The 12,086-nt window shown below is 45.4% G+C and carries 13 protein-coding genes; all 13 read left to right on the top strand.

The annotated features are described in order from the left end of the window. Positions 1 to 272: 272 nt before the first annotated feature. The 13 genes from SPEA_RS19810 to SPEA_RS19750 all read left to right on the top strand — a co-directional run bounded on the left by SPEA_RS19810 (position 273) and on the right by SPEA_RS19750 (position 11,976). Complete coding sequence (locus tag SPEA_RS19810) at positions 273 to 1,154, top strand: hypothetical protein (RefSeq protein ID WP_012156965.1); 882 nt, start codon at positions 273 to 275, stop codon at positions 1,152 to 1,154. After that, entirely contained in the window at positions 1,151 to 1,759 is a 609-nt protein-coding gene (locus SPEA_RS19805; RefSeq protein ID WP_012156964.1) for a PilN domain-containing protein, read from the top strand. Before SPEA_RS19810 ends, SPEA_RS19805 begins: the two co-directional genes overlap by 4 nt. Beyond that, entirely contained in the window at positions 1,756 to 2,412 is a 657-nt protein-coding gene (locus tag SPEA_RS19800; protein ID WP_012156963.1) for a hypothetical protein, read from the top strand. The genes SPEA_RS19805 and SPEA_RS19800 overlap by 4 nt, the downstream gene beginning before the upstream one ends. Further along, a complete protein-coding gene (locus SPEA_RS19795) occupies positions 2,393 to 2,731 on the top strand; it encodes a hypothetical protein (protein WP_012156962.1) in 339 nt (112 codons plus the stop codon). Before SPEA_RS19800 ends, SPEA_RS19795 begins: the two co-directional genes overlap by 20 nt. A gap of 1 nt (position 2,732) precedes the next feature. Continuing rightward, positions 2,733 to 4,403 (top strand): pilus (MSHA type) biogenesis protein MshL, encoded by a 1,671-nt coding sequence (gene mshL, locus SPEA_RS19790; protein ID WP_012156961.1) that lies wholly within the window; start codon positions 2,733 to 2,735, stop codon positions 4,401 to 4,403. Between the two features lie 2 nt (positions 4,404 to 4,405). Continuing rightward, positions 4,406 to 5,314: an ExeA family protein gene (locus SPEA_RS19785; RefSeq protein ID WP_012156960.1), complete on the top strand. Its 909-nt coding sequence runs from the start codon at positions 4,406 to 4,408 to the stop codon at positions 5,312 to 5,314. Next, positions 5,311 to 6,597: a tetratricopeptide repeat protein gene (locus tag SPEA_RS19780; RefSeq protein WP_012156959.1), complete on the top strand. Its 1,287-nt coding sequence runs from the start codon at positions 5,311 to 5,313 to the stop codon at positions 6,595 to 6,597. Before SPEA_RS19785 ends, SPEA_RS19780 begins: the two co-directional genes overlap by 4 nt. Continuing rightward, entirely contained in the window at positions 6,597 to 8,330 is a 1,734-nt protein-coding gene (locus tag SPEA_RS19775) for a GspE/PulE family protein (RefSeq protein WP_012156958.1), read from the top strand. Before SPEA_RS19780 ends, SPEA_RS19775 begins: the two co-directional genes overlap by 1 nt. Before the next feature lie 2 nt (positions 8,331 to 8,332). Next, complete coding sequence (locus tag SPEA_RS19770) at positions 8,333 to 9,553, top strand: type II secretion system F family protein (RefSeq protein WP_012156957.1); 1,221 nt, start codon at positions 8,333 to 8,335, stop codon at positions 9,551 to 9,553. 18 nt (positions 9,554 to 9,571) lie between these two features. Next, positions 9,572 to 10,063, top strand: a complete 492-nt coding sequence (locus tag SPEA_RS19765) for a hypothetical protein (RefSeq protein WP_012156956.1) — start codon at positions 9,572 to 9,574, stop codon at positions 10,061 to 10,063. 79 nt (positions 10,064 to 10,142) lie between these two features. Beyond that, complete coding sequence (locus SPEA_RS19760; protein ID WP_012156955.1) at positions 10,143 to 10,751, top strand: type II secretion system protein; 609 nt, start codon at positions 10,143 to 10,145, stop codon at positions 10,749 to 10,751. Between the two features lie 137 nt (positions 10,752 to 10,888). Further along, positions 10,889 to 11,425 (top strand): type II secretion system protein, encoded by a 537-nt coding sequence (locus SPEA_RS19755; protein WP_012156954.1) that lies wholly within the window; start codon positions 10,889 to 10,891, stop codon positions 11,423 to 11,425. Positions 11,426 to 11,451: 26 nt separating this feature from the next. Then, positions 11,452 to 11,976 carry a type II secretion system protein gene (locus SPEA_RS19750; RefSeq protein ID WP_041411122.1) on the top strand — a complete coding sequence of 175 codons (525 nt, stop codon included), beginning with the start codon at positions 11,452 to 11,454 and terminating at the stop codon, positions 11,974 to 11,976. The last annotated feature ends 110 nt before the right edge of the window (positions 11,977 to 12,086 follow it).

Here is a 12,086-nt window from a genome sequence, read left to right as displayed (position 1 = left end):
CAAACAACTTCAAGATACAGGATTCAGCATCTTGAGAAGTGACAGAGTTCAAGGCATGAAATTGTAGGACTAGTTATTCTAATTCAATATTTCATAACACAGAAAAATGTTGCTTCTCGCCGTGCCCTACGGGAGCTCTGAAACGAGCATCTTGAGGTAGCTTGGGTATAGATTAAGACTTCACAATATTAAATATATAAATTTAAGTGGTCAGAACAATCTTACGAGCTCATCTAGATAAGATTTTAGATAATTTTTTAAGGCATAGATAAATGAAACAAAGCCTGTTGGATAATATTCAGTTTTGGCGCAAATCCGTACCGACACTCGAGTTGGGCATTTATATATGCGCAGAAAGAATATCTGTCTTTCAAGGGCCTGTAGCTGAAATTGGCGCTAAAGCTATGGCATTCTCATTTAAGCATCACGACTGGGATAGTGCATTCTCACAAGTGGCTAAAGAGTTTGGTTTAGCAAAAATTCAAATTGTATTAGCCTCCGATTTCTATCAACTTTTACTGGTCGATAAGCCAAATGTACAAGCCGAAGAGCTTAACGCCGCGTTGCTTTGGTCTGTGAAAGATATTGTGACTCAGCCTGTTACAAATATTCATTTGGATTACTTCGAATCATCAAAACAGACCAGCAATAAAGTGAATGTGGTTGTCACTGAAAAGTCGTTATTAACCGCTTTGTTGTTGGCCGCTAAAAGCGCAGGTTTTCAAACTGTGGGAGTGTCAATTGAAGAGATGGCGATGAGCAACCTGTTCAATGACAATCAAGCCCGACTGGTATTAAGCCATCGTGAAGGACAAGAGTTACTGCTGACGGTTGTTCGAGCCGGTGAAGTTTTTATGCAGCGTCGAGTTCGAGGCTTTCAACAGCTTGATAAAATCTCCTCGGAAGACTTAGCCTATGGCGTCGCCGATAATTTAAGTTTAGAGCTCCAGCGTTCTATGGATTACTTTGAGAGTCAGCTTCGTGAGGCTCCTGTTTCATCAATTGAGCTTGTCATCGATGGTGAATGTGAGCAGCTTGCGAACCTAATTAGCGCCAATTTTAATCAAGCCGTCACTCCCCATAAAGGTGCTTCCGTTGACGCAACATTTGCTGAGCTGGCCTTAGCTGAAACTATGCGAGGTCAATCGCAATGAAATTAAGGGTAAATCTCTATTCTGATACATTATTCCCACCAGAGTTACGCTTATCTTTCTTAAGATTAAATCAAGCTACGCTGGTGATTGTAGTGGGTCTGTTATGCGCGAGCGCACTAGTCTTTGGATTGAATACTAGCCTTGAGTCTGACAAGGCGCAGCTAGTGCAAACCAAACAAGCCCTCGATGCAGAGAAAAAGGATCTGGAAGCCGCGCTAGCGAAGCGGGGGCCGAGTGAAGCTTTGGTCGCCGAAGTGAACCTAAAAGCGCAGCAGTTGGAATTGAAACAGAAGCTGTTTGGTAAGCTTAGCCAGCAAGAGGTATTAACAAGTTATGGCTATTCACCATTAATGACAGATCTTGCCAGCGTAGCGGACTCGAGTATTTGGCTCGAACGTATTCAGGTTAATGAGAAAAGCTATATTTTTGAGGGTTTTACCTCTAGCCCTGAGAGCGTGCCATTATGGATTGAACGCTTAAAAACGACAACGACGCTTAAAGGTCACGCTTTTGCAACTATGACGATGAATTTAGGTGAAAACCAGCCGCTTGCTTTTAAGCTGACAAGCGATGCGACTCCTACGGGTAAGGAGTTGATTAAATGAAACAACAATGGAATTTAGTCGCTGAGAAATTTGACGGCTTAAGTCAGCGTGAGAGAGTCTTAGTGGCAGTTGCTGCGCTGATTGTTGCTGGCTTATTGTTTTATCTACCGCTCGAGTCGGTTTTAAAGCAGCACGGTAAACTCAGTGAGCAAATCCGAGCGATTGAAAGTGAAAACAGGATCTCTGAACAGCAAATACAGCTGTATGAAGAAAGCTTTCGAAAAGATCCTGATGATGATTACCGTCAGCGTTTAAACAATATTAACCAGCAGAATAAAGCTATCGATGAACAACTGGCTTTTCAGATGGTCGATATGGTCCCAGCCGATCATATGCCGACGCTGTTAGCGGGACTGCTTTCAAAGATTAAAGGCATTAAGCTGAAATCCTTTACTTCAATAGCCCCCACTCCGTTATTAGAGGTGGGTGACGATAAGAAGGTTAACTTATACAGCCACGGTATTCGTCTCGAATTTGTTGGGGATTACTTTGCGGTACTGAGGTTTATTGAAGCGGTTGAGAATATGCCTAACAAACTGTATTGGCGCAGCATGGACTATCAAGTCGATACCTATCCTAAGGCCTCTGTTTCATTAGAACTTTATACTTTGAGTATTAATAAGGACTTTATCAGTGTTGCCGAAAAAGAGTAGTGCGCTATTGATTGCGTTCCTGTGCAGTACTTTAGGTTTAAACCTTAATGCTGCTACGCTGCGGGATCCGACTAAGCCAGGTTATTCATCAGGAAAATCAGCCTCGGTGAAAACGACAACAAATAAGAGCTTAGTGCTGAACAGTATCGTGAAGAAAGATAACTCAGCTTACGCTGTGATAAATAATCAAATTTTCACATTAGGTGAAAGTGTAAAAGGTGTCAAAATTGTGCATATTGGTATAGACAGTGTGTCGTTAGCCGACGGCCGAAAACTGACAATGTTTCAGGCGATTACAGACTTTAAGGGACATAATTAACATGCGCTCAATGACCTATATCACCCCTTTGCTGTCTTTATGTTTAGTGGCCTGCCAAACCGTCGACAGACCCAATCCTGTAGAGTCTAAGCAAGCTCTGGCAGAATCTCTAACGACTAAAGAAGTGGCTGCTGTGACGCCACCGCCAGCAGTGATGCCCGATGATGTTCAACGTGAACTGTCATCAAACAATTTGTTAGAAGGCTTTGCCCCAGCAAGACCCAGCGAACGTCGCTTCGATGTGTCAGCTAATAATGTCGATGCTAAAGTATTCTTCCCAAGCCTTGCTCAAGGTACCCCCTTAAGTGTCGCTGTGCATCCAGACGTGACAGGCAAGATCTCGCTGTCATTAAAGAGCGTGACCTTAAAAGAAGCACTACAAGTTGTAGAAGATATTTACGGCTATGAAGTGAGCCGCGAAGGACGCATATTGCGTATTTTCCCTGCAGGTATGCGCACAGAAACGTTCTCGTTAAATTACCTGTATATGGAGCGTCAAGGGCTGTCTTTGACTTCGGTGAACTCTGGTCGTATTTCAGATAATAACTCCAACTCTGGTAGCAATAGTAATAGCAACAGTAATAATAATTTCAACGATTCATCGAACTCGAGTTCTAGCTCTGATAGCAGCAATAGCAACGAGCAAACCAACGGCACCTTTATTCGCTCTAAGACCAAGTCTGATTTCTGGGGTGAATTAAAAGAGACCTTGGTGTCTATCGTGGGGAACACCGGCGGTGGACGCCAAGTGGTAGTGACTCCTCAAGCCGGTCTAGTGACCATTAGGGCTTACCCTAACGAGATCAGACAGGTTCGAAGCTTTATCAAGACCGCGGAAAGTCATCTGCAGCGCCAAGTTATCTTAGAAGCCAAAGTGCTCGAGGTGACCCTATCTGACGGCTACCAGCAAGGCATTCACTGGGAAAGTGTATTAGGTCACGCAGGTAGTACCGATATTAGCTTTGGCACCAGCCCTGCAGCAGGGCTTGGGGACACCATTACTAATGCTTTGGGCGGAGTGACCTCAATTAAGCTAGAGGGCTCAGATTTTAGCACCATGATAAGCCTGCTCGATACTCAGGGTGATGTTGATGTGTTATCTAGTCCGCGTGTCACAGCGTCGAATAACCAAAAAGCGGTCATAAAAGTCGGTACAGACGAGTACTTTGTTACAGACGTTTCTTCAACTACAGTGGCAGGTAATACGCCTGTGACGACCCCTGAGGTTGAACTGACTCCTTTCTTCTCTGGCATAGCCTTAGATGTGACGCCACAGATTGATGAGCAGGGCAACGTGCTACTGCATATTCACCCATCGGTGATCGATATTAAAGAGCAGGTAAAGAGCATTAAGATCGCAGATAGCACGCTTGAGCTACCACTAGCACAGAGTGAGATCCGTGAGTCAGACACTGTGATAAAGGCCGCGAGCGGTGATGTTGTGGTGATTGGTGGTTTGATGAAGAGTGAAAATATTGAACTGGTTTCTAAGGTTCCGCTACTGGGTGATATTCCATTCCTAGGTGAGGCCTTTACTAACCGTGCCAATTCGACGGTTAAAACCGAGTTAGTGATCTTGCTTAAACCAATCGTTGTCGGTGCCAATACTTGGGAGAACGAACTTAAGCGTTCTCAAGAGCTACTAGAACGCTGGTATCCAGAGGAGCAGTAAGCTTGTATCTGCAGCATTTTGGATTAACTGAAACCCCGTTTTCGCTTACGCCGAATACGGGATTTTTCTTTGGTCTCGCGCCGCACGTCGAAGCCTTACAAGTGCTGCAAACGGCGCTGCAAACTGGCGAAGGCTTTATCAAGGTTACCGGGGAGGTCGGCACGGGTAAGACGCTCATCTGTCGTAAATTGATGAATGATCTGCCTGAGCGCTTTCATTGTGCCTATCTGCCTAACCCGTACCTCACTCCTGATGAGCTACGCTGGGCGGTGGCGATGGAGCTGGGGCTAAAGCATTCAAGTCAAATTAACCAGCAACAGTTAACAGGCCTTATTCAGCAGCAACTTTTAGCCTTAAGTGCACATGGGCACTCTATTATCTTAGTGCTAGATGAGGCGCAAGCGCTACCCGATGATAGTCTTGAAGCCTTACGTCTGTTTACTAACTTAGAAACAGAGAGCCGTAAATTACTTCAGGTCGTCCTATTCGCTCAGCCAGAGCTTGACGAGCGTTTAGCGCAGAGTAAGTTTAGGCAGTTAAGACAGCGGATCACCTTTAGCTATTGTTTACGTCCGTTAACTGTTGAGGAGTCTATGGCTTATATTCAGCATCGTTTAACTGTTGCTGGCAGCTCGAGTGGACGCTTATTTAGTGACTCTAACGCTAAGCGAATAGCTAGAGCAGCGAGAGGGATCCCAAGGCTGATTAACGTGTTATCTCATAAAGCCCTGCTTGTAGGTTTTGGTGAAGGGGCTAAAACCATTGAGCCTAATCATGTCGATGCTGCTATTGCCGATACGGGGGATGCCCTGAAGCATCAATATGGCATGGTTAAGTGGTCAGTGGCCACTATGGTCATTATTGGCAGCGGTTTAGCTGTATTTTACTGGTTTAAAGGAGGCGTTGCATGAGCGTAATCAACAAGATGCTCAAAGATTTAGATGAGCGCCAACAGCCTCATGGTATCGAGAGTATGGCCGCGCCGCAGTTGGCTTTTAAGCCTAAGTCGTCATCGAAACGAACCTTATTGTTGACCAGTATTGTTTCTCTCGCCATCGGTGGCTTTGCTATGTTTTTTGGTTTAAGCCTGATGCATCCGCAAACGACTAACGCGGAAACTGCTAGAGCGAAAACAGCTAAGATGGAAACTGCTAGGGCAAAAATAGCCGAGACGGAAACAGCTGAGACCAAAGCTGTTAATGCAACAGTAGCTGAGACGGAAACAGTTAAGGCGGAAATAACTGAGGCGGAAACAGTTAAAGTGGAAACAGTTAAGGCGGAAACAGTTAAGGCGGAAACAGTTAAGGCGGAAACAGCTAAGGCGGAAACAGTTAAGGCGGAAACAGTTAAGGCGGAAATAGTTAAAGCGGAAATAGTTAAAGCGGAAATAGCTGAGGCGGAAATAGTTAAAGCGGAAATAGCTGAGGCGGAAACAGCTAAGTCGAAAAAAGCTGAGACGGAAGTCGCTAAGGCAAAAACAGCAAAGACCGAAGCAGTTAATGTGACAGTAGCTGAGACGGAAAAGCCAGTGCCTGCTCAGTTAAATATTGCGCCTGCGAGCCGTTCTCGCCAGCTGCATAGCAGCGGCAATATGGCGGTGAGAGAAGTTAAGCTTTCACCTGAACAGCTAGCTCAGAAGCAAATGCTTTTGGCTACCGATGCTCAGCAGCAGGGGCTGCATAGTGATGCGTTAACCTATTACGAAGCAGCGCTTATGTATAACCCAGCACTGCACCAAGCGAGACGGCAAGTTGCGGCGCTGTATTATGGTCAGAATAAATTAGCTAAGGCCGCCAAAATTCTCGAACAGGGGCAGTTACTCTTCCCGCAAGAATATGAGTTTTCATTGCTCTTAGCACGAGTTCAGCAGGCGGGTGGGCAAAGTGAGTTGGCATTAAAGAGCCTAGCTATGATCCCCGACAGTAGTGATTTGGCGTTGAAAAAGTGGCATCAGCAGAGTGATTTAGCGCAGAAGCAAAAAGACTTTCCAACTGCCGAGCAGAGCTTTCGTCAACTTGCCAAGCATGAACCGAATCAAGGTCGATGGTGGATGGGACTGGCTTACGCGTTAGATGCTCAGCAGAAATATACCGAAGCGAAATCAGCCTATAACCAAGCTTTATCCCAAGGTAACTTATCGGTACAGGCTAAAGTTTACGTCGATAATCGATTGCTGCAGTTAGGAGCATACTAGTGAAACCCAAGTTAAAGATGCGACTCGGTGATCTGCTTGTTCAAGAGCAGATCATCTCTGAAGAGCAGTTACAGCAAGCGTTAGGCGAACAGCGTAATACGGGAAAGAAGCTTGGTCGTACATTAATCGACTTGTCATGTATTACTGAGCAGCAATTACTACAATTTTTGTCGCATCAGCTTAACATTCCTTTTATCGATATTAGTAAGCGTGCCATCGCTACTGAAGTCGTGAGTCTGCTACCTGAGGTGCAGGCTCGCCGTTATCGCGCTCTGGTTGTCGAAGATAATGGTGAAGGCGTGCTGGTAGCCATGAGCGATCCCGCCGATCTACAGGCGATGGATAATCTAGAGTTGCAGTTGGCACCTAAGAGTATCTCTATTGCTGTAGTGACAGAGCAGCAGCTATTAGATGCGTTTGATAATCTCTATCGACGCACCGATGAGATTGCTCAAATTGCAGGTAAGCTCGAAGAGGAATACGCCGCCGATGATCTGTTCGATCTCGGTAGCTTGACCGATGGCGACAGTGATAACGAAACCACAGTCGTTAAACTGCTACAGTCTATCTTCGAAGATGCTGTGCAGATGCGCGCTTCGGATATCCATATTGAACCGGGTGAGAAAGCGCTGCGAATTCGTCAACGTATCGACGGTCAGTTACATGAAAACATCCTACCGGAAGTTAGCATCGCAGCGGCGTTAGTATTGCGCTTAAAGTTGATGGCGGGCTTAGATATTTCAGAGAAACGATTGCCACAAGATGGCCGTTTCCACATAGAGATTAAAGGGCATAAGATTGACGTTCGTATGTCGACCATGCCGATTTACCATGGTGAATCTGTGGTGATGCGTTTGCTGGACCAATCTGCTGGTCTACTGACCTTGAATGAAACTGGGATGCCGCCAGAAATGTTGGCGAGGATCCGTCGGCAGATCAAGCGTCCTCACGGCATGCTGTTAGTCACGGGCCCAACGGGTAGCGGTAAAACCACTACGCTTTATGGCGTCTTGAGTGAGCTCAATACCGCAGATCGCAAGATCATCACAGTTGAAGATCCAGTTGAATACCAGTTACCGCGTATTAATCAGGTGCAGGTAAACCATAAGATTGGTCTCGATTTTTCCAATGTACTGCGAACCACGTTACGACAAGATCCCGACATCATCATGGTCGGTGAGATGCGTGACCAAGAGACGGTAGAAATTGGTCTTCGTGGCGCATTAACCGGTCACTTTGTATTATCGACCTTGCATACCAACGATGCGGTGACCAGTGCCCTGCGTTTGCTAGACATGGGCGCGGCGAGTTATCTGGTTGCGAGCGCACTTAGAGTCATTATTGCTCAGCGCTTAGTGCGCCGAGTGTGCCAGAACTGCGCCATCGATTATCAGCTTTCTGCCCCGGATAAAGCCTGGCTATCTAGCGTGAGCAAGCTCGATTACTCGCAAGCGACATTTAGGATAGGTACTGGCTGTCAGAGCTGTAACGGCAGCGGTTATCGTGGTCGAATAGGTGTATTTGAAATTTTAGAGCTCGACGAACCAATGATTGAGGCTATGCGTACGGGCAACCCGCAGGACTTTACTCGCGCCGCTTATCAGAGCCCTAACTTTACGCCGCTTGCAGAATCGGCATTAAAGTACCTAGCTCAAGGGATGACAACAATCGAAGAGGTCGCAAAACTCGTTGAAGATGTTAGTGACACTCAATTAGAATTTGGTGAGGCTTAAGCATGCCAACATATCAGTACCGCGGTCGAAGCGCTCAAGGTGAGCAGGTTAAGGGGCTAGTTGATGCAGCCTCTGAGAGTGCGGCTGCCGATCAACTGATGTCTCGCGGGGTGATCCCGCTCGAGCTCGTGTTAGCAAAAGAGGTTAAGGAGTTTAATCTTAAGACTTTATTTAAAGGTAAAGTCGCGTTAGAAGAGTTACAGATCTTCACTCGGCAGATGTACTCACTGACACGTTCAGGCATTCCCATCTTACGAGCGATTGCAGGTCTTTCTGAGACGACACATTCTGTTCGCATGAAAGAGGCGCTCGATGATATTTCTGAACAGTTGACCTCTGGCCGTCCTCTATCTTCGGCGATGAATCAGCATCCTGATGTATTTGATGCGCTGTTTGTCTCTATGGTTCATGTAGGTGAAAACACCGGTAAGCTTGAGGATGCATTTATTCAGTTATCTGGTTATATCGAGCGTGAGCAGGAGACTCGAAGACGCATCAAAGCGGCGATGCGTTATCCGATCTTTGTATTAATCGCGATCGCCATAGCCATGGTGATCCTCAACATTATGGTGATCCCTAAATTTGCCGAGATGTTTTCCCGATTTGGCGCGGATCTTCCTTGGGCGACTAAACTATTAATTAATACCTCTAATGTGTTTGTTAACTACTGGCCTTTAATGCTCCTCGTGCTGGTGGCGGGATTCGTTGGCATTCGCTATTGGCATAGCACCGAAAAAGGTGAGAAGCAGTGGGATAAATGGAAGTTAAATATTCCCGCTGTTGGTAGCATCATCGAACGTTCAACCCTCTCGCGCTATTGCCGCAGTTTCTCAATGATGTTGAGTGCGGGTGTACCCATGACCCAAGCCCTTAGTCTTGTGGCGGACGCCGTCGATAATGCTTATATGCACGACAGCATAGTGGGGATGCGTCGTGGTATCGAGTCCGGTGAGTCGATGTTAAGAGTATCGAATAACAGCCAATTATTTACGCCACTTGTGCTGCAGATGGTGGCAGTGGGTGAAGAAACGGGCCAGATCGATCAGTTGCTTAATGATGCTGCAGATTTTTATGAAGGTGAAGTCGATTACGACCTGAAGAATTTGACTGCCAAGCTAGAGCCTCTTTTGATCGGTTTTGTCGCCTGTATCGTGTTGGTGTTGGCGCTGGGTATTTACCTACCTATGTGGGACATGTTGAATGTGGTTAAGGGCGGTAACTGATGAAGCAGGAAAAGCCCCGTGCTTAGTCAACATAAAGCCGATTCAGAGCTGTTGAATGTCTATGGCAAACTTATAGCCTTAATTATTCTACTAATTGTATTGTTTTACTTAAGCTTTAATTACTTTGGCAGCATTAAGCAGCTTGGCCAGCCAAGCATCCAAGTAGAGCACACACGTTTGCTTAATGTACTCGGTGTAGCAAGGTCGCAATGGTTGATGCGCAGTAAGCCGGATATCCTATTACTTGACTGGTATTCCGATAGCCAAGAGCATGCTTCATCCACAGGGCAAGTGCGTATGGCAGCGGGTGGATGGCCTATTCCTGACGAGACAAGTGTTGCGGGGTGTCGACGGTTATTGATTGAATTGTTGGGTCCCGGTTATATGAAACAAATCGACACCCGATTCAACCCAGATACAGGCGTGTGCCGTTATCTTGGCGAGTCGGGCGAAAGTATTAGCTATCAAACCACTTCTGGGCGGGTCATTTTTTTGACGCAGGCTCGCTAAGAGTGCCTGAATAGTGAAATTATCTGTTTTCTAATTTTAACAAACTGCTAGAATAGCCGCATACAAGATTGGGGGTAAAATGAAACAACAGTATCAAAAAGGCTTTTCTCTTATAGAGTTGGTCATAGTTATCGTGATTTTAGGTCTGTTGGCTGCAACAGCTATCCCACGTTTCTTAAACGTAACTGATGATGCTGAAGACGCCAGTGTAGACGGTGTCGCAGGCGGGCTAAGTACTGCAGTGAGCTTTGTGCGTTCACAGTGGGAAGTCGATGGTCGTCGAAATAATACCGTGTTACTGGACGGAACAACGGTAGCTCTGGATACGCGTTTTGGTTATCCAACGGGCCAGAGTAATACAGATGCTAAAGGCATGAGCCAAGACTCTTGCCAAGAAGTGTTCGATCTTGTTTTACAAAATGCACCACGAAGCGTCGTTTCAGGAGAAGACGCGCGTAAAGCAAGATATGTAGTGAGCGTGGCAAAAGGAGCGGGTGGCAGTTCAAATAGCATAGATGGCGAGCTTGTTAGCGATCTTGATGTTTGTTTATATTACCTAGCCTCATCACTAGTGTTAAATCCACAGGACGGTAAACCGACTGAGAATTTAACCGACTTAAGTAACTTGGCGGGCAAAGGGGTGACCTACAACCCAGGTTCAGGTCAAGTTGCTAGTTTTATTGACTAAAATAATCGTTATTTATTGACTAAAGTGATTGTTAGTCGTTGAAGTCATTAGTTGATGTAAACAGTAAATAGTAAATAGTTTTCGGTAGGCAGATTTGATCTGTTTGCTGTATTTGATATGTGATTGAGGATCTGAATATGAATATGAATATGAATATGAATATGCAAAAGCAAAATGGTTTTACCCTAATCGAATTAGTGGTTGTGATTATTATTCTAGGTATTTTGGCTGTAACCGCAGCGCCTAAATTCATCAACCTACAGAGCGACGCACGTGCTTCTGCACTTCAAGGCGTTAAAGGCGCAATCCAAGGCGCTAACGGCCTAGTATTCGCCAAGACTGCTTTAGCAGGTGATGAGAAGAAAGATAAAGATGATTGGACTGTAGGTAACATAACATCTGGAGTCGATATCGGTACAGAAGCATATGCACAACCTCAATTTGGTTACCTTCAAGCAACTGAAGTCGAATTCAACAATGCTATCGATGCCGATTTTGGTACTGCAACTAACAGTGAGTGGAAAGTAGCTGCAGGTACTGCAGCAGGTACTCTCATTATCACTCAAAATGGTGCTCCAGCTCCTGCAGACGGCAAATCTTGCCAACTTGTTTACACAGAAGCTGAAGATGCTAACACAGTACCTACATACGAAATTACTGACACTGGCTGTTAAGCTGACCTGTTGAAGAGAAAATGAAAATGCAAAAGCAAAGTGGTTTTACCCTAATTGAATTAGTGGTCGTGATCATCATTCTAGGTATCTTAGCGGTTACCGCTGCACCTAAATTTATCAACTTACAGAGCGATGCGCGTGCATCAACTCTTCAAGGTATGAAAGGTGCATTACAAGGTGCTAACTCACTGGTTTTCTCTAAGGCTGCAATTGCTAGTGAAGAGAAGAAAGGCTCTGTTGATGGTACTACGGGACTAGGTTCTGTAGATATTGGTACAGGAGCAGGAAACGAAGCTACGACTAACTATGGCTACTTAATTTCAACTGCAGATCAGTTGAAGAATGCTCTCGATGTTAATATGAGTGACTCTGAGACTGATGGTTTTGACTGGTATATTAAAGAAGGAACTAATCCTGCTTCAGCTTCTCAAATTTATCAAGCTGGCTCACCTCGCTACGGCGATGCGACTAAGAAGTGCTATATTGAGTATACACCTGCTACATCAGCAACAACTTCTCCTAAATATGTTGTTGAAGATGACGACTGCTAATTAGCAATCTTTTGAAAAGGCCTGCCTCGCAGGCCTTTTTTGTATCTAGGGCGTTAGTTGTGGCTTTATTTGCCATAATTATTAAACTGTTGGAAAATCAGGTTTAAGAT

The organism is Shewanella pealeana ATCC 700345 (assembly GCF_000018285.1).
Lineage (GTDB): Bacteria > Pseudomonadota > Gammaproteobacteria > Enterobacterales > Shewanellaceae > Shewanella > Shewanella pealeana.
This window is presented reverse-complemented; position numbering and strand designations above follow the sequence as displayed.